Raw genomic sequence first — 22,718 nt, forward strand, 5'->3', positions numbered from 1 at the left:
GTGGCCGCCGTGCGGACACTACTCATCGACAACTACGACTCGTTCACGTACAACCTGTACGCGTTGTTGACGGAGGTCAACGGCCGGGAGCCGACGGTCGTCGCCAACGACGTGCCGTGGTCGTCGGTGGACCTGACGGCGTTCGACAACGTGGTGGTCTCCCCCGGCCCGGGCCGGCCGGACTGCGCGCGCGACTTCGGGATCAGCGCGCGGGTCCTGACCGACAGCGGGCTTCCCGTACTCGGCGTGTGTCTGGGCCACCAGGGACTGTGTCACGTGTTCGGCAGCCCGGTGGTGCCGGCGCCCGAACCTCGACACGGACGGATCAGCGCGGTGCACCACGACGGCAGAGGCCTGTTCGCGGGACTGCCGTCCCCGTTCCGGGCGGTGAGGTACCACTCCTTGGCGGTCGTGGAGGTCCCCAACGTGTTGGAGGTCCAGGCGTGGTCGGACGACGGTGTCCTGATGGCGGTACGTCATCGGGAACTGCCGTTGTGGGGGGTGCAGTTTCACCCGGAATCGATCTGCTCCGAGTACGGCCGGGAACTCCTGGCGAACTTCGCGGCAGCGACGCCGGTGCGGGCGCCCCGGCCGACCCGGGCGGCAAGGACTCCCCCGACGGCAGCGGAAGCCGAGGCGCCGGCGACGAAGCCGAGAGACCGTTACCGGATCCGGTCGGTGAAGGTGGACCGGGTCGTGGACCCCGGGGCGGTGTACGAGCGGTTGTTCGCCGGTGGACCGAACAGCTACTGGCTGGACGGGTCGGCGGCCGACGAAGCGGAGGGCCGGTTCTCCGTGATGGGTGACTGCTCGGGTCCGCGCGCCGAGTACGTGACCTATCGTGTCCCGGAAATGACTGTGCGAGTGGAACATTCGGACGGGACGGTGGAGAAGATCCGCAGCACCTTCTTCGACTATCTCGGCGCGCAACTACGGGAGCGGTCAGTGGCGCCGCGCTCGGATCCACCGTTCGGGTTCTGTCTCGGCTACGTCGGCTATCTCGGCTACGAACTCAAGGCGGACACCGGCGGGCAGCTGGCCCACGCGTCCGAGCAGGCCGATGCGGCGCTCGTGTTCGCGGACCGGGCCGTGGTTATCGACCACGAGCGGGGATGTGCGTACGCGCTGGCACTCGAATCGGTGGACGGCCCGGATCCCGACACCGCCGACCCCGATACCGCGCGGTGGTTACACGACACGGCGTCGACCATCGGTGCGATGCAGGACACGCTCCCCGAGCCACCAGTGACGGCTCCCCCACTGGTCCCGGCGTCGGAAGAGGTGCCGATCGTATTCCGGCACAACCACCCGACGTACTTGAGGCTCATCGAACAATGCCTGGCGGAGATCCGCTCCGGGGAGTCCTACGAGGTGTGCCTGACGAACACGGCCACCGTGCACCGCAGCCTCGATCCCGTGTCCGGGTACTCGTGTCTGCGCGAGATCAGCCCGATGCCCTACAACGCGCTGCTCCAGTTCTCGGGACTGTCGGTGCTCAGCGCGTCCCCGGAACGATTCCTGAAGGTGGGTGCGGACCGGACCGTGGAGTCGAAACCGATCAAGGGCACCCGGCCGCGGTCGGCGGACCCCGTCGAGGACCAGGGGTTTCGGTGCGACCTGCGAGCCAGCGAGAAGGACCGGTCGGAGAACCTGATGATCGTCGACCTCGTCCGCAACGACCTGTCGCGGGTCTGCGTGCCGGGATCGGTACACGTGCCCTCCCTGTTCGACATCGAGACGTACGCGCCCGTGCACCAGATGGTGTCGACGGTGCGCGGGACGCTGCGCGAGGGGCTGTCAGCGGTCGACTGTGTGCGGGCGGCGTTCCCCGGCGGATCGATGACGGGTGCGCCGAAGATCCGCACGATGGAGATCATCGACAAACTCGAAGCCGGTCCGAGGGGGGTGTATTCGGGCGCGATCGGCTACTTCTCGCTGACCGGAACCGCCGACCTGTCGATCGTGATCCGCACCATGGTCGCGACCGGTTCCGAGGTGACGTTCGGGGTCGGCGGCGCGATCGTCGCGCTGTCGGATCCGGACGAGGAGTTCGAGGAGACGATGGTCAAGGCGCTGACGATGCGCCGCTGCCTGTCTGTCGCCGAAGAGAGCGACCCGTGACCGCGCCACCCGTCCCAGGTGCACGGTCGGTGGTCGTCGCCGGCGGCGCCGGGGCGATCGGGACGATGCTCGCCGACCGGTGGCGCGGTGACGGGAACACCGTGCACGTGATCGATGCCCGCTGTGGGCGCGACATCCGACGCCCCGACCCGGCGACGGAGGCCCTGCTGGGCGAGGCGGACGTCGTGGTCCTTGCGGTCCCGGAGGAGGTAGCGCTCGCCACGCTAGGAGCCGTGACACGACTAATGCGCCCGACGGCGCTGTTGGTGGAGACGCTGTCGGTCAAGACGCGGTTTTCGTCGGCCGTCGCCGATCTCGACACGGCCGATCTCGATGCGGCCGATCTCGACGAGTCCGATGTCTCCTGGGGTGGGTCGATCGTCGGGATCAACCCGATGTTCGCGCCGTCTCTCGGCCTCCCCGGGCGCACGGTCGCGGTGGTCGTCCATCGGGGCGGCGCGGGCGCAGACCGTCTGCTCGAGGACCTCGCACGGTGGGGCGCACGGGTGGAGGTCACGACCGCGGACCGGCACGACCGGGTGTGCGCGGCGGTGCAGGCCCTCACCCATGCGACGATCCTGTCGTTCGGGTGTGCGCTGGCCGACCTCGGAGTCGACGCCGACGAGGCGGCTGCGCTGGCCACACCCCCGTTCACGACGATGTCCGCACTGCTGGCGCGGATCACCGGCGGAACACCCGAGGTGTACCGGGACGTGCAGGCGTCGAACCCGTGTGCACCGGCAGCACGAGAGGCGTTGGCACGGGCCGTGTCCCGGGTGTCGAATGCGTGCGCCGGCGACGCCGACGACTTCACCGCGCTGCTCGCCGAGGCAGGTGTCCCGCTGAACGATCACGCCGACGGCTACGCACAACTGTGTGCGCGGATGTTCGAAGGACTGTCGCAATGACCGCCCACCTGCCTGAGCACGACTCCTCCGATCCGGTGCAGTCTGCGGTGATCGCGGGACTGGTCCGCAGCTGGCCACGGCGGGCGACGGTCCGGCGCGCCGAACCCGAACTCGACTCGCTCACGATGGACGACCTCTACGACGACACCTGCGTCGACTACCCAGAGGTGCTGCTCCCCTTCGCCGGGCATCCGGTCTGGGAGCGGCTCGACGAGGGTGTCCGGTCCCGCATCCTGGCGTGGGCGTGGATCGCCTACAACAAGAATGTCGTCGACATCGAACAGGACGTGGTGACACCTGGTTTCGGGCTGCTTTTCCGGGACGCGTTCGGCACCGGCTTCTCCGATGCGGGCCGGGCGGCGGTGGTGCAGTCGATGGTCGACGAGGAGTACCACACGCTGATGCACCTGAACGCGTCCGCGCTGACCCGGCGTCGACGCGGCTGGGCGCTGCCGGACGCAGCCTTGCCGGAGACGTCGACCGTGCGGCGGCATCGGGAGGCGCTCTCGCGGGCGGAATCGGCGCGTGCCGCGGCCTTGACGACCCTCGCGTACGCGACGGTCGCGGAGACCTCGATCGCGGACTACCTGACCCTGATCGCCGACGACCGGACGATCCAACCGGTGCACCAAGCCACCATCGCGTTGCACCGCCGAGACGAGCGCGCACACGCCTCGGTTGCGTCCGAGATGATCGCCATGGTCCACGACCGGCTCGACCGACACGACCGGAACATCCTGGCGCGGGCCCTGCGTGATGGCGTCGACGCGTTCACGGCCACCGATGGGACGACGTGGTCGGCGATCCTCGCCGTCGAACAGGTCCCGGCCGGCGATGCGATGCTGCGCGAGGTCGCCGAGGACCCCGATCGCCGCCGATTTCTGCAGGACTGCACCGCGATCGACCGGCTGCTCGCCCGGTTCGGTGAGCTCGACCGGTGCTGACCACGATTCTGCGTGCACCCCGCCGACCCCGAACTTCCTCAGCGGACGGCCTGTTCGTGCAGGAAGGATCGTCGAGTATTTCGATCGCGTCGACAAGAGTCCGTGACAAGACGAAGGCCCCGTCCGCAATGCGGACGGGGCCTGCTCTGTCGGGCTGACAGGATTTGAACCTGCGACCACTTGACCCCCAGTCAAGTGCGCTACCAAACTGCGCCACAGCCCGTTGCTCCCTGCTCAAGCGGAGCGAGATAAAGCCTAGCCGACGACTGCCGTTCGGAACCAATCGCCTGGTCAGGCGGGGTTCCCGGCCGGTCGTCAGATGTCGCGAAACGTGGCGCCGGGCGCAACGATCGACGACATCTGCTACCGCGACCTAGACCGCGGACCGCATCTTGAACCAGATCCAACCGCCGGTGACGATTGCCAGACCCAGTCAAACCCACCAGTTTTCGGCAAACGCACCACCCGACGCGGGGGTGATTCTGCCGAAAAAGGGTGGGTCTGCGGTCAGCGTTTGCGACGCTGCTCCCGCTTGTCGCGCACACGCACGTTGATGCGTACCGGCGAGCCGTCGAAGTTGAACTCCTCGCGCAGGCGACGCTCCAGGAAGCGGCGGTAGCCGGCCTCGAGGAAGCCGGTGGTGAAGAGCACGAAGGTCGGCGGTCGTACCGACGCCTGGGTCGCGAACATCACGCGCGGCTGTCGCCCGCCGCGCAGCGGCGGCGGGTTGGCCGCGATGACGTCCTTGAGCCAGCTGTTCAGCGGTCCGGTCGAGATGCGCTTGTCCCACGAGTCGAGTGCGCTCTCCATCGCGGGTACCAGCTTCTGGACCGCACGACCGGTCGACGCCGAGATGTTCACCCGGCGCGCCCACGGCACGCGGGCGAGCTCGCGATCGATCTCCTTGTCGAGCTGGTAACGACGATCCTCGTCGACCAGGTCCCACTTGTTGAACGCGATGACCAGCGCACGACCGCTCTCGATGATGAGCGACAGCACGCGAAGGTCCTGCTCGGTGATCGGCTCCGACGCGTCGATCAGCAGGATCGCCACCTCGGCGGCGTCGAGTGCCGACCGCGTCCGCAACGACGCGTAGTACTCGTGACCACTCGCGGTGCGCACCTTGCGCCGCAGGCCGGCGGTGTCGACGAAATGCCAGGTCTTGCCGCCGACTTCGACGATCTCGTCGACGGGGTCGACGGTGGTCCCGGCGACGTTGTCGACGACGGAACGCTCGGTGCCGGCCAGCTTGTTCAACAGCGAGCTCTTGCCCACGTTCGGCTTGCCGACGAGTGCCACACGACGCGGGCCGCCCAGCACCGGCGCCTCGCGCGGAGTCGCGGGCAGCTTCTCCAGGATGACGTCGAGCAGGTCACCGGCGCCACGACCGTGCGCCGCCGACACCGGGTGCGGCTCGCCGAGTCCCAGCGACCACAGGGCGGCCGTGTCTGCCTCCATGCGCTCGCTGTCGACCTTGTTGGCGCACAGGATCACCGGGGTCTTCGACCGTCGCAGGACACGCGCCACGGCCTCGTCGGTGGCGGTGGCGCCCACGGTCGCATCGACGACCACGACGATGGCGTCGGCGGTCCGCATCGCGAGCTCGGCCTGGGCCGCGACTGCCTGCTGCAGACCCTTGGCGTCGGGTTCCCAGCCGCCCGTGTCGACGACCGTGAAGCTACGTCCCGACCAGCTCGCCGAGTAGGACACACGGTCACGCGTGACTCCCGGGATGTCCTCGACCACGGCCTCGCGACGGCCGAGGATGCGGTTGACGAGAGTGGACTTGCCCACGTTGGGTCGCCCGACGATCGCCAGCACCGGCATGTGCTCGAACTCGGCGGCACCGTCGGCACCCTCGATATCGGCCAGCTGCCAATCGGATTCGTCCGCCCACGTGCCGTCACCCGGCAACGCCGCCACATCGGTCTCGAAGTTGTCGCTCACCGTTCTGATGCTCCGATCCGGGTCTCCACGAGGCCGCTCAGTTCGTCGAGCACCTCCATCAGGGTCTTGTCGCTGGTGTCGACGACGACGGCATCGTCGGCGGCACGCAACGGCGACACCGCGCGCGTCGAATCGAGATGATCGCGGCGGTTCACGCTGTCGAGAACGGCTGCGTAGTCGCTGTCGCGACCCGCGGCCAGGTTCTGCTTGTGCCGCCGGTCAGCGCGTGCCTCCGGCGTCGCGGTCAGGAAGATCTTGACGTCGGCGGCCGGGAACACCACGGTCCCGATGTCGCGTCCCTCGACCACCACGAAGCGGTCCTGCGCGTTCTGCCGCTGCAGCGCAACGAGTTTGGTTCGCACCTCGGGAACGGCGGACACCGCCGAGACCGCGCTGGTCACATGGTCGGTCCGGATCGGCCCGGACACATCGCGACCGTCGAGCAACACCGTCGACGACCCGTCTCCGGTGGGGATCAACTCGATGTCGACCGCGTCCACGACCCGGGCGATACCGGCCGGATCATCAAGTGCCACACCGGCATCGAGGACCGCCAGGGTCACCGCGCGGTACATCGCACCGGTGTCGAGGTAGCTGGCACCGACCTTCTCGGCGAGCAGCTTCGACACCGACGACTTGCCCGTACCGGCCGGCCCGTCGATGGCGACGACGCGCGTGGTGCCAGCGGTCACAGCCCGACCGCCTTGTACAGCGCGCCGACCTCGTCGTTGCCGAGGACACGCAGGCTGCCCGGCCGTTGCTCTCCGAGCGCGACGGTACCCACATGCGTGCGAACGAGTTTCGTGACCGGGAAGCCGACCTCGTCCATCATGCGGCGCACGATGCGGTTCCGGCCCTCGTGCAGGGTGATCCGCACCAGCGACTGTCCCTCGTGGACCTCGATGACGGTGAACCTGTCGACCTTGACCGGACCGTCCTCGAGTTCGATCCCCTCACGGAGTTGACGAGCGACCCCGCGGGGCACCTCACCCTTCAGGGTCGCGAGGTAGGTCTTGGGCACCTCGAACGACGGGTGCATCAGCCGGTGGGCCAGCTCGCCGTCGTTGGTGAGCAGCAGCAGACCTTCGGTGTCGGCGTCGAGGCGGCCGACGTGGAAGAGACGCTGTCCGGCCATCACGCGTTCGGCGACCACGTCACCGACGCACGGACGACCCTGGTCGTCGGCCATGGTCGACTGCCAGCCCTTGGGCTTGTTGAACGCGAGGTACTGACGCGTCTCGTCCATGATCACGCGTGCATCGTCGACGTGGATGATCGCGGTGTCGGGGTTGATGCGCAGGCCCTGCTCGGTGACGACGACGCCGTCGACCTTCACACGTCCGGCGGCGATCATCTCCTCGGCGCCGCGGCGCGAGGCGACGCCGGCCTGGGCGAGTACCTTCTGGAGTCGCACACCGTCCTCGACGAAGGCCGGTCCCGTGCCGCTCACCTGCTCCGGCGCCACCTGATGGCGTGCGGGCCGGGCGTTGTTGAGCCGGATCTTCCCGACATCGGCGTTCGGTTTCGACGACCCCTTGCGGTGCGTCTTCTTGGTTCGCGGTTGCTGTGCGGGGGCGCCCTTGCGGCGTTTTCCCGGTGAGCCATCTCGGCCAGCGGAAGCCATTGTTCTCAATCCTGTGTGTGGGTGGACCTATGCGGTTCTAGTCATCATTCAGGTCACCGTCGGTGACCAGTACCTTCGAGTCTGACGGCTGAGGGGACAGTTTGGCGAATCGGGGATCCGACAGCAGCTCGTCGTCCAGGTCGTCGATGAGGTCGACGTCGGGCAGCAGCGGCGCCAGATCGGGCAGTTCGGACAGCGAGGCGAGACCGAGACGCTCGAGGAACAACTCGGTGGTCGCGTAGGTCGTGGCGTTGGTCTGCGGGTCCTGGCCGACCTCGTTGATCAGGCCGCGCGCGACGAGGGTGCGGATCACGCCGTCGACGTTCACACCACGGATCGCGCTGACCCGTGCGCGGGTCACCGGCTGCCGGTAAGCGATCACGGCCAGTGTCTCCAACGCGGCGCGCGTCAGCTTCGACCGCGCCCCGTCGAGCAGCAACCTCTCCACGTACGGTGCGTAGTCCGCCCGGGTGTACAACCGCCAGCCGTCGCCCGCGAAACGCAGGTCGATGCCGCTGCGCGCCGCGGTGAGCTCGGCGGCCATCGCGTTGAGCATCTCGCGCACGCGTGTCCGGTCCTGGTCGACGGCGTTGGCCAACTCCTCGGTGGTCACCGGGGTGTCGACGACGAGCAGCACGGCCTCGAGTGCCGCCCGCAGGGTCGCGTCGTCGAGGACCTCGACCTCGTCCTCCCCCGTCAGCGCCGTCTGCTCGGGGTCGGCGGGGCCGTGGTCGGTCGCACTCTCCGCCGACGCCGGGGCGTCGGTTGCCGATTCGGCGAGAGCCTCGTCGTTCACGTCGTCGGCGTCCTCGATCGGTCCGTCGGTCATCCGTAATCCTCTGCCTTGTCGATGCGCAGGTCGTCGATCTCGCGTTCGCCGGTCCACATCACCGCGAGATCGCCGAGAGCCTCGGGTTGCTCGAAGGTGATGGCCTGATCGCGGTAGAGCTCCAGCAATCCGAGGAAGCTGCCGACGATCTCGAGTCCGCTCCCGCAGTCGGCGGTGAGAGCGCGGAACGTGACCCATTCGCCGGTCGACGCGCTGAGCAGTGCCGCCATCCGCCGGGCCTGACCCGGCACCGACACCGACTGCACGTCGTGGAGATGGTCGAGTCCGACCGTCGGCACGGGTCGCGGGGTCATCGCCGCCGCGGCCACCTGCACGAAACCAGCGGCGTCGACGCCGAGCGTGACCTCCGGCAACAGGTCCTCGAACCGTTGCTCCAGCGAGACGGCGCGCGGATAACGTTGAAGCGCGGCGGCTTCCAGTTCGCCGAACAACTGTGCCACCTGCTTGTACGCCCGGTACTGGAGCAGCCGCGCGAACAGCAGGTCGCGGGCTTCGAGCAGGGCCAGGTCCTCGGGGTCGTCGACCTCGCCGGACGGCAACAGCCGGGCCGCCTTGAGATCGAGCAGCGTGGCCGCCACGACGAGGAACTCGGTGGTCTGGTCGAGCCCGACCTCCGGACCGAGTTCGCGGGTATAGGCGATGAAGTCGTCGGTCACCTCGTGCAGCGCGACCTCGGTGACATCGAGCCGATGCTGCGAGATCAGGTTCAGCAGCAGGTCGAAGGGTCCCTCGAAATTGCGGAGCTTGACCCGGAAACCGGATTCGGTGGCCTCGTCACTCCCATCAGGGGTGTCCCCGACCGGCTCCGACGCCTCGACCGGCGCTTCGACCTCGGACCCGTCGGACTCGGTCACGGCGTGGTCGGTGTCGACGGTCATGCGCCCTTCACGTTGCGCGCGATCACCTCACGCGCCAGCGCCCGGTAGGCCTTCGCGCCGGCCGACCGAGGTGCCCACGAGGTGATCGGTTCACCGGCGACGCTCGTCTCCGGGAAACGGACGGTCCGGGAGATCACGGTGTCGTAGACGGCGTCGCCGAACACCTCGACCACACGCGCCATCACCTCGCGGGAATGCAGCGTGCGGGCGTCGAACATGGTGACGAGGATGCCACCGAGGTCCAGGCGCGGGTTGAGACGGTCGCGCACCTTGTTGATCGTGTCGGTGAGCAGCGCCAGGCCACGCAGCGAGAAGTATTCGCACTCCATCGGGATCAGCACGGTGTCCGCGCAGGCGAGGGCGTTCACGGTGAGCAGGCCGAGCGAGGGCTGGCAGTCGATCAGCACCACGTCGTAGCGGTCGAGCACCGGGTGCAGCGCACGGGCCAGGGACTGTTCGCGTCCCACCTCCGTGACGAGCTGGATCTCCGCGGCCGACAGGTCGATGTTGCTCGGCAGCAGGTCGAGTCCGTCGACGCGTGTGCGCATCAGCACCTCGTCGGTGGCCACCTGCGGCGGGACGAGGAGGTTGTAGACCGTCTGCTCGAGTTCGTGGTGCGGCACACCCAGTCCCGCGGACAACGCGCCCTGCGGATCGAGGTCGACGAGCAACACGCGGCGGCCGTACTCGGCGAGCGCGGCCCCGAGGTTGATGGTCGAGGTGGTCTTGCCGACCCCGCCCTTCTGGTTGCACACGGCGATGACGGTGGCCGGACCGTGACGGTCGAGTGGTCTCGGCTCGGGGACCTCTCGATAGGGCCGTCCGGTGGGACCGATCTCGCCGGTGCCGTGGTGATCGACCTCGTCGGCGTCATGTCCCGGCGACACCTGGATGCTGTACTGATCGCCCGCGGAGGTCACGATCGCGTCCCCGAACACTCGAGTCGGGTGCCAGACCGCAGTGTGCTCGGAGTGGTCACGTGCCCGCCGCTCCCTTCACTCTTCGGTACCCGATGCGCGTCGGCCGGCCGGGCGGAAATGCCGGTCCGTGGACGACGACTCGTATCAGCCTAGGACATCGCGGGCGTCGACCCGCTGTCGGCGCGCGGTCAGCGGGCACGCGGATGTGCGACGGCATACACCTCGCGCATCGTGTTCACCGTCACGAGTGTGTACACCTGCGTGGTGGTCACCGAGGCGTGTCCGAGCAGCTCCTGGACGACGCGGACGTCGGCGCCGCCGTCGAGGAGATGGGTCGCGAAGCTGTGCCGCAGGGTGTGCGGGGAGACGGCCTTGTCCAACCCGGCACGTTCGGCGGCGGTGACCAGTACCTGCCACGCCGACTGACGCGAGAGTCGCCCGCCCCGGGCATTGAGGAACAGCGCCGGCGTCGCCCGCGACACCAGCGCGGGACGGCCGCGGACGAGATAGGCGTCGATGGCGTCGATCGCCGGTCCGCCCAGCGGGACGAGACGCTCCTTGCCGCCCTTGCCCCGTAGGCGTACCGCCCGGGTGTCGAGGTCGAGGTCGTCGATGTCGAGCGAGGTGGCCTCGGAGATGCGGGCGCCGCAGCTGTAGAGGAATTCCAGCAGGGCGCGATCGCGCAGGGCGCGGGGATGATCTTCGGCACCGGCGGCCTCGAGGATGGCCAGCACCTCGTCGACGGGCAGCGACTTCGGGAGACGGCGCGCCGGCCTCGGCGGACGGACCGCCTGCGCGACGTCCGTCGCAACCATCCCCTCGTCGACCGCGAACTTGTGAAAGCGCCTGGTCGCCACCACGGTTCGCGCGATCGAGCTGTCCGCGAGGGGCGGGAACCCGGCGTCCGGATCCCCTCGACGCAGGTCGACGAGGAATTCACGCACGTCCTCCTCGGTCACCGCGTCGATCGACGCGATGTCGCGCGATTCGAGATATCGCCGGTACCGCTCGAGATCACGACGGTAGGACGACACGGTGTTGGCCGCCGCACCTCGTTCGACGGTGAGGTGATCGAGGAAGCGCGAGATGGCGGCGGCGATCGTCACGGGCGACTCACGACTGACGTGTTCACGAGCGACGCCGGCGGTCCCGGAGCGCGGTCGGCTCCTCGGGCCACGGGGCATCTGTCCCGCGCAGCCCGATCCCCGACCGTTCCGCCGCCGAGGCGGCCAGGATGCCCGCGACGCTGGTGGCGTTCACGATCTCGCCGGCCAGCACCATCGCGACCGCGTCGTCGAGCGACACCCACTCGACCTCCATGTCGGCTTCCTCGTCGACGCGCTCCGCCTCGTCGAGGCGATGTAGGTCCTCGGCCAGGTAGAGGCGAAGTGCCTCGTCGGTGAAACCCGGTGAGAGCGCCAGATCGACGAGGACGTGCCAGGTGTCGGCGGCCAGGTCGGCCTCCTCGGCCAGCTCGCGCTGCGCCGCAGCCAGCGGCGCCTCACCGTCCTGGTCGAGAAGGCCGGCCGGCAACTCGAGGAGGCGGCGGCCGATCGGATGCCGGTACTGGCGCACCATGGCGATCCGGCGGTTCTCGTCACGCGCGAGGATCGCGACCGCACCGAAGTGTTCGACGACCTCCCGCTCGGCGACTCGCCCGCCGGGCATGGCCACGTCGTCGACGCGCAACGTGATGATCGCACCGTCGTAGACGGTGCGGGTTCCGTTGACGTCGAACTCGTGGCCGCCCAACCCGGTCAGCCCTCGACGCCGATCTCGTCGATCCCGGCGACCGGTTCGACGGTGACGTCGTTGACCGCCGCGACGGTGCCGGCCGGGGCGTCGTTCGACTCGTACTCGTCACCGAGATCCACCGGAAGGCGTTCGGCTGCCTTGTATTTCAAAGCGGCCTCGATGAACGAGCGGAACAGCGGGTGCGGTCGCGTCGGACGGCTCTTGAGCTCCGGGTGCGCCTGGGTGGCGACGAAGAACGGATGCACCGACTTGGGGTATTCGACGAATTCGACGAGGTGCCCGTCGGGCGAGGTCCCCGAGAAGACCAGACCCGAATCGGCGATCTTGTCGCGGTAGGCGTTGTTGACCTCGAAACGGTGACGGTGACGCTCGGACACCTCGCGGGTACCGTACGACTCCGCGACGACCGAACCCGCCTTCAGGACCGCGTCGTAGGCACCGAGGCGCATCGTGCCGCCCAGGTCCGCCTCGCCGGCCACCGCGTCCGCCTGGTCGGCCATCGTCGAGATCACCGGATGCGGGGTGTCGGGATCGAATTCGGTCGAACTGGCCTCGTCGAGCCCCACCGAACGGGCGGCCTCGATGACCACACACTGGAGCCCCAGGCAGAGGCCGAGGAGCGGGATGCCGCGGCGCCGCGCGTACGAGATGGCGCCGACCTTGCCCTCGATGCCGCGGATGCCGAATCCGCCGGGGATCAGGATCGCGTCGACGTCCCCGAGCGCGGCCTGCGCACCCGCCGGGGTCTGGCAGTCATCCGACGGCACCCACTTGATCTCGGTGCGTGCCTTCCAGGCGAAACCGCCGGCACGGATGGCCTCGGTGACCGACAGGTAGGCGTCGGGCAGGTCGACGTACTTGCCGACCAGCGCCACCCGCACGGTTTCGCGCGGCTCGTGGACGCGGTGGAGCAGTTCGCCCCAGACCGTCCAGTCGACATCACGGAAGGGCAGCCCCAGCTTGCGGACCACGTACGCGTCGAGATGCTCGTTGTGCAGCACCTTGGGGATGTCGTAGATCGACGGCGCGTCGGGGGTCGAGATCACGCCGTCGAGTTCGACGTCGCACATCAGCGCGATCTTCTTCTTGAGTCCCTCGGGCACGTCGCGGTCGCAGCGCAGGATCAACGCGTCGGGCTGGATACCGACGTTGCGCAGCGCGGCGACCGAGTGCTGGGTCGGCTTGGTCTTGAGCTCCCCCGACGGCGCGAGGTAGGGCACCAGCGACACGTGCAGGAAGAAGACGTTGTCGCGGCCGACGTCATGGCGCACCTGGCGGGCGGCCTCGATGAACGGCAGCGACTCGATGTCGCCGACCGTGCCGCCGATCTCGGTGATGACGACGTCGGGCACCTCGCCGTCGGCGTCGGGCTCGCCCATGGCCAGCACCCGCGACTTGAGTTCGTCGGTGATGTGCGGGATCACCTGCACGGTCTCACCGAGGTACTCGCCGCGCCGCTCCTTGGCGATGACCGTCGAATACACCTGTCCCGTGGTCACATTCGCCGACTGCGAGAGGTTGCGGTCCAGGAAGCGCTCGTAGTGTCCGACGTCGAGGTCGGTCTCCGCGCCGTCCTCGGTCACGAAGACCTCTCCGTGTTGGAAAGGATTCATCGTGCCGGGATCGACATTCAGATAGGGATCGAGCTTCTGCATCGTGACCCGCAGGCCCCGAGAGGTGAGAAGTTGACCCAGGCTCGAGGCCGTGAGGCCCTTACCCAGTGAAGAGGCGACGCCACCAGTGACAAAGATGTGCTTGGTGTCGTGAACGTGTCGCAAAGGTCGCAAAAGCGTGTCTCCCGTCGGCCGAATCAGGGCCGATGCCCTGATTACCTACGGGACTCCAGGGTAACACCACTGGGCCGCCACGCCGTACCGCCACACCGGCGCGTGGCGTGGCGGTACTCACTCCGAACCCGAAATCAGCTCGACGGCGGGGTCAGGCGGCCGGCTTGCCGTCGGCCCCGACGGTGACCGCGGTGGCGCCGGCCCCGGTGCCGTAGGCCCCGGTCGCACCCTTCCCCTCGGCCGCGAGCGCCAGGACCGTCGTGATGAGACCGGTCGGCTGGTCGACGTTGTCGACCGTGGAGACCGCGTTGGCCAGCGACGGGTCGGCACGGACCACGGCGATCGGCGAGCTTCCGTTGGCCGATCCGGTCCGACCCACGAGCACCCCTCCCACGCCACGTACGGACGCCGCTGCGGCAAGGCGGGCCACGAGCGCACCCTGTGCACCCGAGTCGGGGCCGAACTCGTCACCGGTCACCACGACCATCAGATCGGCCGGTGTCACCGCGTTGTTGACGTAGTCGATGAACCCGCCGTCCCGCAGGGTCGCGAGACCGGTCCGACGGTCGGCGGACGATGCCGGGCGGGTGGATTTGCCGGAGAGCACCAGGGTTCCGAGCAGGTCACCGGCCCGGCTGCCCGAGTCGGTCAGCTCGGCTCGCAACATCGCACCCGGCGGGATCGTCTGGTCGACGATGGTGCGCAGCTGTTCGGCGTTCTGGTCGCCGAGGAGCGACTCGGTCAGCGCGATCTGACCGGCGAAGCGCGCGCCGGCGCCGGAGATGTTCTCCTTCACGGCGTCGACGTCGGCCTCGGCCGCGTTCGGCGCGGTGACCACCAGAACCGACTGGCCGCGCAGGGTGTTGGCGATGAGCCGGGGCCCGATCGCCAGATCGAAACTGTTGGACGCGTTGAGCTTCGCGTTCAGGTCGTCGCGCTGGTCTTCGAGATCACCGATCCGGTCCCTACTGGTCCCGGTCATCGAGTTCACCCGATCCCCGACGAACCCCGAACCGAGGAAGAGTCCGAGCGCCAATGCCAGAAAGATCGCGACCAGTGAGATCGCATGCTGTCGTAGCGAGATCATCGCCTATCGATTCCAGACCTCTCGTGCCCAGTCGAGCAGCGCATTCCACTGCGTGACAATCCAATCGGTGACGTCGGTGCCGGTGTTGGACAGCAGGAGGGCCGCGATCACCGCGACCAGTGCGGCCAGGACGACACACGCGATGGCTGCGCCGGACACGCGACTGCGGTACAGCGTCGCAACCGCTTTCGCGTCGACGAGCTTCTGCCCAACCTTCAGACGGGTCAGGAACATCGACGGGTTGCTCTCGCGACGCGAACGATCGAAGAAGTCGTCGAGGGAGCCCGGGTACCCGACGGTGACGATCAGGTCGGCGCCGTGGTAGTCGGTCAGCAGCAGGGCGAGGTCTTCCGCGGAGCCCGCCGCGGGGAAGGTGGTGGCACCGATACCGAGGTCCTGGATGCGCTCGAGGCCCGCGGCATGTCCGTCGGTGTCGGCCGGCAGCACCAGTTGCGCACCGGATTTCAGCGTCGGGGTCTTGATGTGCTCGGGGTCGCCGACGATGATAGCGGGCTTGTAGCCGGCTTTCGTCAGGGTGTCCGCGCCGGTGCCCACACCGACCATCACCGGCTGGTACTCCTTGATGAACGGCTTGAGCGCACGCAGATCCGCGGCGCGGTCGGCGCCCTCACCGACGATGACCACATGCCGGCCGGCAAGGTCCACGTCGATCTCCGGCACACCCACGCCGTCGATCAGCAGCGGGGATTCGCTGCGGATGAATTCGATCGTGTTGCCGGAGAAGGCTTCCAGGTGATCGACGAGACCCGCCTTGGCGCCGATCATGATGTCGGCGATGTCGCGCTCGTCGAGTTCGGTGCCCAGCGCCAGACGACGTTCACCGACGAAGAGCCGGTCGTCGTGGACGCGCACCTTGGCTCCGTCCTTGACGCGCTTGAAGATCTCCGGGCCCACATCGTCGAGTAGGACGATGCCCGACGCGACGAGAACCTCGGGACCGAGGTTCGGGTAGCGGCCGGTGATCGAGCGGGAGGCGTTCACCACCGCGACGACGTTGGCCTCGACGAGGGCGTCGGCGGTGACGCGGTCCAGGTCGACCTCGTCGAGGATGGCGATGTCACCCGGACCGACCCGGTTGAGCAGTCGCTTGGTGTTCTTGTCGATCCTGGCGATACCGGTCACGCCAGGCAGTTCTTCGGTGTTACGCGCGAGCAGTGCAGGCATCTTCATGACCGCAATGATTGACCGAAGACACGACGGAGCCCGGGAGGCGCGCCGTAACACGAGAAACTTTTGTCACACAAGCAACAGGGGTCCCAGCCCGTGCGAGGTCAGTGAGCCGCCCGTTCCGCTTCCGCGGTGGCCAGCAATTCCTCGGCGTGCGCACGTCCGGTGTCGGACTCCCCCAGCCCGGCGAGCATGCGTGCCAGTTCGGCGACGCGCTCGTCGCGGTCGAGGGTCCGCACACTGCTGGTGACCAGCGCACCCTTCTTGGACTTGCCGATGACCAGGTGGTTGTCGGCGAAGGCCGCGACCTGGGGCAGGTGGGTGACGACGATGACCTGGTGGGCCCGGGCCAGACGGGACAGTCGCTTGCCGATCTCCACGGCGGCGCGCCCGCCGACACCGGCGTCGACCTCGTCGAACACCATGACCGAACCGGAGGTCGGCGCCGCGAGCACCACCTCGAGCGCGAGCATCACGCGCGACAGTTCGCCGCCGGATGCAGACTTCGCGATCGGCAGTGGCGTGGCTCCGGGGTGCGCCACGAGCGCGAATTCGACCTTGTCGGCGCCGTCGGCCCCCGCATGAGCCCGGCTGCCGCCGAGCGTGATCGCGAGCCGATCCTCCGGCGAGGCCGGTTCGGGACCGACGGAGACCGCGAGCGTCGAGTCACCCATGGCGAGACCCTTCAGCTCCTTGGACACCTTGCCGGCCATCGACGACGCCGCCTTGACGCGCAGGTCGTGCAGCTTGGTCGCAGCCGCCTCGACCGTTTCCAGCGCCGCCGCGGCGGCGGTCTCGAGTTCCTCGATCGACGACCGCGGGTCCTCGATCTCGGCGAGTCGGGCCTCGGCCTTACGCCGCCAGTCGATGACGCCGTCGACGTCGGGCGCGTATTTGCGCACGAGTGTCTTGAGTTCGGCCTGACGCGCCAGGAGTTTGTCGAGCTCTTCGGCATCGGCGGGAAGGCTCGACGTGAACGCCGTCAGTTCGGCGCCGACGTCGGTGATCACGGTGAGCGCTTCGGAGACCCGCGGGACCAGTCCGCGCAGGGTGTCGTCGGCGGCACCCTCCAGAAGGGTGCGCACCGTGCCCAACCCCTCGATCACCGATGCTCCCGAATCGCCGGCGACGATGTCGTGTGCCTGGTCGGCGGCGCCGCGGATGGATTCGAGGTCCGACAGACGCCGGATCGTCGCGGTGAGTTCCTCGTCCTCACCCGGGATCGGGTCGACCGCGGCGATCTCATCGATGCCGAAACGAAGTCGGTCGGCTTCCTGCGCGAGCTCACGGTAGTTCGCGCGACGGGCGTCGAGTTCGTCGAGGATGTCGACCCAGGCGGTCCGGGCCTTCCGGTACGCCTCCAGCGCAGCCGTCGCCTTCGAGCCGCCGAAGGTGTCGAGCGCGGCCCGTTGATGCTCCGGTCGCAGGAGACGGAGCTGATCGTTCTGGCCGTGGATGGCCAGAACCGCGGTGGTGAGTTGCCCCATCACCCCGACCGGCACCGATCGGCCACCCAGATGTGCCCGCGACCGACCGTCGGCGCTCACCGACCGGACCGCGATCACGGTGTCGTCGTCGTCGAGTTCGGCGCCGGTGGAGTCGAGGATGTCGGCGACCACCGGATCCTTCTGCACACCCTCGGCGTTCGCCAGCCGGAACCGACCCTCGACGATGGCCTTGGCGCTACCGGTTCGGACGCGCGTCGCATCGGCGCGCGCCCCGGACAGCAGGTGCAGGCTGGTGACGATCATCGTCTTGCCCGCGCCCGTCTCACCGGTGAGCACTGTGAAGCCCGGGTGGAAACGTGCCTGCGCCTCCTCGATGACACCGAGTCCGGTGATCGACAGTTCTTCGAGCACCCCTATGCCTGCCTCCCTCGCCATCCCGTGACCGGGAGGGCGAACTTGGTCACGAGCCGGTCGGCGAACGGATCGGAATCGATTCGGATCCAGTTCACCGGACGTTCGCTGCGTACGACCTCGACGCGAGCACCGGCCGGCACGTCGAGTGCTCGACGGCCGTCGCACAGCGCGACCGCCGAACGTCCGTTCTTGTCCACCTCGACGGCGATCCGCGACCTCGGGCTGGTCACCATGGGCCGCGCGAACAGCGCGTGCGCATTGTTCGGGACGACGAGGATGGCCTCGAGGTCCGGCCACATGACCGGACCGCCCGCCGAGAACGCGTAGGCCGTCGACCCGGTCGGGGTCGCGACCAGCACGCCGTCGGCGCCGAACGCGGACACCGGGCGACCGTCGACCTCGGTGACGAGTTCGAGTACGCCGTTCTTGCTGGTGTTGAGGATCGCCACCTCGTTGAGGGCCCAGCTGCTGGCCGTCGGTGGGTCGGGATCGGCCGGGTCGACGATGTCGATCTCCAGGGTCATCCGCGGTTCGATGCGGTAGTCGCGGGCGATGAGCTGCGCCATCACCTCGTCGATCTTGTGCGCCTCGGATTCGGCGAGGAAGCCGATGTGCCCGAGATTGATGCCCAGGACGGGCACTCCGGCCGGGCAGGCCAGCTCGGCGGCGCGCAGGAAGGTTCCGTCACCGCCCAGGACGATGACGAGCTCGCAACCCTCGGCCGACGCGGACTCGGCCGTGGTGACCTCGACGACCGCACCCAGGGAACGGAGGTACTCCGGATCCACCGGGATGTTGCCGGGTCGCGAGGCTTCGCCCTCCCGGTTGCGGTACAGCACGTCGTGGTCCGGAGCGTCCCGATCGAGCGTGTCATGGTCGACGACACGCAGCGCGACGCCGGCCGCAACACAGTGGCGCGCGATCGCCTCGATCGTCTCGATGACGTTCTCGCGTCCGGTGTGGGCGACCACCAAGAACTCGCGGGCACCGGCGGACTCGGCTACCGACTCGTCGGTCACTGATGTTCCCTCCCGGAGAAGTGTGGTCGGACGTGTGGTCGAGCAGGGACGAGCCGAACGGGCGCCGGTCGGTCCGCGCTCAGCGCGGTCCCTCCGCGACCGCACGCTCGATCATGGAGCGGAGCTCGTCGGACGATCCCGCCCGGTCGACCCTATCGCTCTCCCCCGACTCCTCGCCCGTCCGGCCTTCGGGTTCGTTACGCAGCCAGAGGAAGTACTCGACGTTGCCCGACGGGCCGGGCAGTGGGCTGGCCACGACTCCACGAGTCTCGAGCCCGAGGGCAGCGGCCTCGGTCGCCACTCCCAGCACCGCCTCGGCACGCAACTCGGGATCGCGCACGACTCCGCCGGCGCCGACACGGTCCTTGCCCACCTCGAACTGGGGTTTGACCATCGGCAGCAGGTCGGCTCCCGGAACCGCGCAACGGGCGAATGCGGGTAGGACGAGTCCCAGCGAGATGAAGGACAGGTCGGCGACCACGACGTCGACCTGACCACCGATCTGCTCGGGCTCGAGGTGCCGGACGTTGGTGCGGTCGTAGACGTGAACCCGATCGTCGTTCTGCAGACGCCAGATCAGTTGTCCGTAGCCGACATCCACGGCGACGACCTCCCGGACCTCGCGACGCAGAAGCACATCGGTGAAGCCACCGGTCGACGCGCCCGCATCGAGACACCGACGGCCGGCGAGGGTCAGACCCTGGGGTTCGAACGCCTCGAGCGCGCCGAGGAGCTTGTGGGCGCCGCGCGACGCCCAGTCGTCTTTCGGTGCCTCGACGACGACGATCGGGGTATCACGGGTGACGCCGGTCGCGGCCTTGGCCGCCACCGTTCCGTTGACCTTCACGACGCCGGCGTCGACGAGTTCGCGCGCCTGCTCCCGGGACCGGGCCAAGCCACGCCGGACGAGTTCTGCGTCGAGTCGTGCTCGGGTCGCCATCGTCAGTGCCGCGTCCGGGATCGACTCATCGTCGGTCCACCGCATCGAGCGCTGCGGTCAGCGCATCGTGTGCCTGCTCGAGAAGGTTCGCCTGGCGCTCGAGTGCGGCCAGCGAAAAAGTGTCCCCGACGGACTCACGCAGCTCGTCGACCTCGGCGAGAAGCTCAGAGACCGTGGCCTCGACGTCCGGCAGGTCGAGATCGGCGTCCGGTCCCGACGATAGGTCGTCGGTCAGGGCTGCCATCGGGTCGTACTGGCGACGTGGCATGGCGCCCGGACCGGGTCGGGGCGCCATGCTGTTCGGTGTCGGACCGCTGCTCAGGTCCGAACGACTGCTCTCGTCACTCGGATAAGTCATCGTCAACCACGCTAGCCGACGAGGGCGACACCCAGCGACGCCAGCTTCTCCCGCGCCGTGCCCTCGGCCCGGATCCGTAGCTCCTCGGGATCCGCGGTACCGGCGTCGACCGCGGCCCAGGTGGCAGCGGCGAGCGCCGGGACGACACCTGTCTCGTCGCCCGAGCCGGAGACGCTCACCGTCGAGGCCTCCACGCTCACGGTCCACCCCGGCTGGTCGGCCACGCGCACCGCGTCGACGTCGTCGAACATGCCCGCGAGGTCGTCGATGACATAGGTGGGTCGCTGCTCTGGGGGCGCGGCCAGCAGGTCGGTGACCGTGCTGACGCCAGTGAGGACCAGTGCGCTCTCGATGCCGACGGCGTGTGCACCCTCGATGTCGGTGTCGAGACGATCGCCGACGACGAGCGGAGCGTTGGCCGCGGCCCGCGTGATCGCGTCCGCCATCAGCGGGGCGGCAGGCTTGCCGGCGACGAGCGGCTCCTTGCCGGTCGCGCTGCGCAGTGCTGCGACCATCGAGCCGTTGCCCACGAGCAGACCGCGCTCGGACGGGAGCGTGGCGTCGACGTTGGTGGCCACCCACAGCGCACCGGCTCGGATGGCCAGAGCGGCCTCGGACAGCTGCGCCCAGCCGGTGTCGGTCGAATGCCCCTGGATCACGGCCGCGGGACGGTCGTCGGCGCTCCGTGTCACGCCGATACCGACTTCGCGAACCTCCTGCGCGAGTCCATCGGTCCCGATCACCAGCGCCCGCGATCCCGGTGCCAGATGCTCGGACAGCAATCGCGCTCCCGACTGCGCACTGGTGACGACGAGATCGTCGGTGGCGTCGAAGCCGAGGTCACGGAGATGCGCAGCGACCTCGGCGGGCCGTCGACTCGCGTTGTTCGTCACGAAGAAGCAGGGGATGTCGAGCCGGTCGAGGGTGTCGACCGCATTCGGCAGCGCCTTGTTGCCCGCAAAGACAGTGCCGTCCAGATCGAGCAGGAGTGCATCGTAACGATCGGCGAGGGTCTGCGAGACCGAGTCCGAAAGCCCGATCAGCTCCGATACGTCGTCGTCGACGAAACTCGACGTCTTGGACAGGTCTGCGGTCCCCTGCACGCCTTCGATCGTCTCGGTGTCGTCGGCCTCCTGATCGCCGGCGGACTCCGGTACGACAACCGGCTCCGGTGCGACGACCGGTTCGGCAGCTACCTTTGCCGCGGGCAACTCGGGGGACTCACCAGCGGCCGGTTCAGCAGCGGCCGGTTCAGCAGCGGCCGGTTCAGCAGCGGCCGGTTCAGCAGCGGCCGGTTCAGCAGCGGCCGGTTCGACGCTCACGGGTTCAGCACTCGACGACTCGGCCGCCGGTGCCTCAGAGACTGCGCTGTCGGCGAGGACGTCCACCCCGTCGACGGCCTGCTCGTCATCGCCGACCGGTGCGTCGTCGTTCGCGAGTTCGGTCAGACGGAACTCGGCGTCGGTCACGTCCTCGACGTCGGCTGCGGCCGCGTTCATGAACCAGGTGATCGATTCGTCACGGCGGCCCGATGCGTACAGCGCGGACGCGTACGCGTAGAACAGCCGCGCAGGTCCGGTTCCCACCTGACCCGGCTTGAGGTTCTCGGCCTGAAGCGTGACGACGGCTTTCTCGGGTTCACCCAGGTCGATTCGTGCGCCGGCTTCGACGATGCGCATTTCGGTGGCTTCCTCGCCGCGCAGCGCACGGCCCTCGTCGCCACGGGCGATCTCGACTGCACGCTCCGGACGGCCCAGACCACGCTCACAGTCGGCGATGAGAGGCAACAACGCATTGTTACCGGTGATACGACGCGCAGCACGCAGCTCGGTTGCGGACTCCTGCCACTCGCCGGCGTTGTAGGCCGCGATACCGGCGGTTTCCCGAACGACGCCGACCCTCGACGCGCGGCCGCGCGCGGCACGAGCGTGTTCGAGCGCGAGCGCGGGCTCTTCGAGGAGCAGACGCGAGACCATCACCAGGTGTTTGGCGACGATCTCGGCGTTGGCCTTGTCGAGTGTCAGGAGGTCGCGACGGACTTCAGGATCAAGGTCTGACGCAGCGACGTCGTCGGGCAGCGGAGGACCCGGCTGCCGGCGACCACCGTCGCCGCGCTCACGGCCCGGACGATCCGGACGACGTCCCCGACTCGAATCTCCTCGACCCGAATCGCTCTGACCGCGGGCTCCCCGCTGACCACGCGGACCGCCCTGGCCCCGCGACTCCCGCTGATCTCGCGTATCACGCTCACCGCGTCCGTCACGACGCGGACGATCACGATCATTCATAGCTGCCAATCTATGCCCTTGAACCTTGATGGGAAGCATCGCCGCCCTCGTCCAGACGACGTGGGCGAACGAGAAAAGCCCCGTATTCGACGAATGAATTCATCGAATACGGGGCCCTTCTGAAGTTGTGTTCGGCGGTGTCCTACTCTCCCACACTGATTAAGGTGCAGTACCATTGGCGCTGGAGGGCTTAGCTTCCGGGTTCGGAATGGGGCCGGGCGTTTCCCCTCCGCTATGGCCGC

At 68.5% G+C, this 22,718-nt stretch carries 19 protein-coding genes, 1 tRNA gene and 1 rRNA gene; 3 read left to right on the top strand and 18 right to left on the bottom strand.

The window, feature by feature from the left end:
• From pabB to NWF34_RS22420, 3 genes are read left to right on the top strand one after another with little or no spacing between them, the layout of a single operon-like run.
• Positions 1-2,121: an aminodeoxychorismate synthase component I gene (pabB, locus tag NWF34_RS22410; RefSeq protein WP_258326109.1), complete on the top strand. Its 2,121-nt coding sequence runs from the start codon at positions 1-3 to the stop codon at positions 2,119-2,121.
• Positions 2,118-3,029 (top strand): prephenate dehydrogenase dimerization domain-containing protein, encoded by a 912-nt coding sequence (locus NWF34_RS22415; RefSeq protein ID WP_258326110.1) that lies wholly within the window; start codon positions 2,118-2,120, stop codon positions 3,027-3,029. Before pabB ends, NWF34_RS22415 begins: the two co-directional genes overlap by 4 nt.
• Positions 3,026-3,973 carry a diiron oxygenase gene (locus NWF34_RS22420; RefSeq protein ID WP_258326111.1) on the top strand — a complete coding sequence of 316 codons (948 nt, stop codon included), beginning with the start codon at positions 3,026-3,028 and terminating at the stop codon, positions 3,971-3,973. Before NWF34_RS22415 ends, NWF34_RS22420 begins: the two co-directional genes overlap by 4 nt.
• 149 nt (positions 3,974-4,122) lie before the next feature.
• On the opposite strand, the gene NWF34_RS22425 is transcribed toward NWF34_RS22420, so the two are convergent.
• The 18 genes from NWF34_RS22425 to rrf form a co-directional block, all read right to left on the bottom strand.
• Positions 4,123-4,196: transfer RNA gene (locus NWF34_RS22425), tRNA-Pro, on the bottom strand.
• Positions 4,197-4,480: 284 nt separating this feature from the next.
• Positions 4,481-5,920: a ribosome biogenesis GTPase Der gene (gene der / locus NWF34_RS22430; RefSeq protein WP_024498702.1), complete on the bottom strand. Its 1,440-nt coding sequence runs from the start codon at positions 5,918-5,920 to the stop codon at positions 4,481-4,483.
• Positions 5,917-6,612: a (d)CMP kinase gene (gene cmk / locus NWF34_RS22435; protein WP_024498701.1), complete on the bottom strand. Its 696-nt coding sequence runs from the start codon at positions 6,610-6,612 to the stop codon at positions 5,917-5,919. The genes der and cmk overlap by 4 nt, the downstream gene beginning before the upstream one ends.
• Entirely contained in the window at positions 6,609-7,544 is a 936-nt protein-coding gene (locus NWF34_RS22440; protein ID WP_006435441.1) for a pseudouridine synthase, read from the bottom strand. Before NWF34_RS22440 ends, cmk begins: the two co-directional genes overlap by 4 nt.
• A 37-nt stretch (positions 7,545-7,581) precedes the next feature.
• Positions 7,582-8,373, bottom strand: a complete 792-nt coding sequence (scpB, locus tag NWF34_RS22445; RefSeq protein ID WP_024498700.1) for an SMC-Scp complex subunit ScpB — start codon at positions 8,371-8,373, stop codon at positions 7,582-7,584.
• Positions 8,370-9,272, bottom strand: coding sequence for a ScpA family protein (locus tag NWF34_RS22450; RefSeq protein WP_024498699.1), 903 nt, complete (start codon positions 9,270-9,272; stop codon positions 8,370-8,372). The genes scpB and NWF34_RS22450 overlap by 4 nt, the downstream gene beginning before the upstream one ends.
• Positions 9,269-10,210 (bottom strand): ParA family protein, encoded by a 942-nt coding sequence (locus NWF34_RS22455; RefSeq protein WP_024498698.1) that lies wholly within the window; start codon positions 10,208-10,210, stop codon positions 9,269-9,271. The genes NWF34_RS22450 and NWF34_RS22455 overlap by 4 nt, the downstream gene beginning before the upstream one ends.
• A gap of 170 nt (positions 10,211-10,380) precedes the next feature.
• Positions 10,381-11,298, bottom strand: a complete 918-nt coding sequence (xerD, locus tag NWF34_RS22460; RefSeq protein WP_006435437.1) for a site-specific tyrosine recombinase XerD — start codon at positions 11,296-11,298, stop codon at positions 10,381-10,383.
• Between the two features lie 22 nt (positions 11,299-11,320).
• Positions 11,321-11,944 carry an NUDIX hydrolase gene (locus NWF34_RS22465; protein WP_024498697.1) on the bottom strand — a complete coding sequence of 208 codons (624 nt, stop codon included), beginning with the start codon at positions 11,942-11,944 and terminating at the stop codon, positions 11,321-11,323.
• A 5-nt stretch (positions 11,945-11,949) separates the two neighbouring features.
• Entirely contained in the window at positions 11,950-13,734 is a 1,785-nt protein-coding gene (locus NWF34_RS22470) for a CTP synthase (protein ID WP_081712441.1), read from the bottom strand.
• Positions 13,735-13,885: 151 nt separating this feature from the next.
• Positions 13,886-14,821: a copper transporter gene (locus NWF34_RS22475; protein ID WP_024498695.1), complete on the bottom strand. Its 936-nt coding sequence runs from the start codon at positions 14,819-14,821 to the stop codon at positions 13,886-13,888.
• A 3-nt stretch (positions 14,822-14,824) separates the two neighbouring features.
• On the bottom strand, positions 14,825-16,012 hold the full coding sequence (gene steA, locus NWF34_RS22480) for a putative cytokinetic ring protein SteA (protein WP_024498694.1): 1,188 nt from the start codon (positions 16,010-16,012) through the stop codon (positions 14,825-14,827).
• Positions 16,013-16,113: 101 nt separating this feature from the next.
• A complete protein-coding gene (recN, locus tag NWF34_RS22485; RefSeq protein ID WP_024498693.1) occupies positions 16,114-17,868 on the bottom strand; it encodes a DNA repair protein RecN in 1,755 nt (584 codons plus the stop codon).
• A gap of 2 nt (positions 17,869-17,870) precedes the next feature.
• Positions 17,871-18,890: an NAD kinase gene (locus tag NWF34_RS22490; RefSeq protein WP_024498692.1), complete on the bottom strand. Its 1,020-nt coding sequence runs from the start codon at positions 18,888-18,890 to the stop codon at positions 17,871-17,873.
• Between the two features lie 79 nt (positions 18,891-18,969).
• Positions 18,970-19,830, bottom strand: coding sequence for a TlyA family RNA methyltransferase (locus NWF34_RS22495; RefSeq protein WP_024498691.1), 861 nt, complete (start codon positions 19,828-19,830; stop codon positions 18,970-18,972).
• A gap of 25 nt (positions 19,831-19,855) precedes the next feature.
• A complete protein-coding gene (locus tag NWF34_RS22500) occupies positions 19,856-20,188 on the bottom strand; it encodes a hypothetical protein (RefSeq protein WP_024498690.1) in 333 nt (110 codons plus the stop codon).
• A gap of 11 nt (positions 20,189-20,199) precedes the next feature.
• Positions 20,200-22,476: an HAD-IIA family hydrolase gene (locus NWF34_RS22505; RefSeq protein WP_258326112.1), complete on the bottom strand. Its 2,277-nt coding sequence runs from the start codon at positions 22,474-22,476 to the stop codon at positions 20,200-20,202.
• Between the two features lie 129 nt (positions 22,477-22,605).
• A 5S ribosomal RNA gene (gene rrf, locus NWF34_RS22510) occupies positions 22,606-22,718 on the bottom strand; the annotation flags it as partial.

Origin of the sequence: Gordonia sp. GONU, from assembly GCF_024733855.1 — a bacterium.
GTDB lineage: Bacteria > Actinomycetota > Actinomycetes > Mycobacteriales > Mycobacteriaceae > Gordonia > Gordonia amicalis.

What these genes read in the sequence shown, in the direction of transcription:
- NWF34_RS22420 (WP_258326111.1), top strand. Translation starts at nt 3,026, where the DNA reads ATGACCGCCCACCTGCCTGAGCACGACTCCTCCGATCCGGTGCAGTCT.
- NWF34_RS22440 (WP_006435441.1), bottom strand. Translation starts at nt 7,544, where the DNA reads ATGGCTTCCGCTGGCCGAGATGGCTCACCGGGAAAACGCCGCAAGGGC.
- scpB (WP_024498700.1), bottom strand. Translation starts at nt 8,373, where the DNA reads ATGACCGACGGACCGATCGAGGACGCCGACGACGTGAACGACGAGGCT.
- NWF34_RS22450 (WP_024498699.1), bottom strand. Translation starts at nt 9,272, where the DNA reads ATGACCGTCGACACCGACCACGCCGTGACCGAGTCCGACGGGTCCGAG.
- NWF34_RS22475 (WP_024498695.1), bottom strand. Translation starts at nt 14,821, where the DNA reads ATGATCTCGCTACGACAGCATGCGATCTCACTGGTCGCGATCTTTCTG.
- steA (WP_024498694.1), bottom strand. Translation starts at nt 16,012, where the DNA reads ATGAAGATGCCTGCACTGCTCGCGCGTAACACCGAAGAACTGCCTGGC.
- NWF34_RS22495 (WP_024498691.1), bottom strand. Translation starts at nt 19,830, where the DNA reads ATGGCGACCCGAGCACGACTCGACGCAGAACTCGTCCGGCGTGGCTTG.
- NWF34_RS22500 (WP_024498690.1), bottom strand. Translation starts at nt 20,188, where the DNA reads ATGACTTATCCGAGTGACGAGAGCAGTCGTTCGGACCTGAGCAGCGGT.
- NWF34_RS22505 (WP_258326112.1), bottom strand. Translation starts at nt 22,476, where the DNA reads ATGAATGATCGTGATCGTCCGCGTCGTGACGGACGCGGTGAGCGTGAT.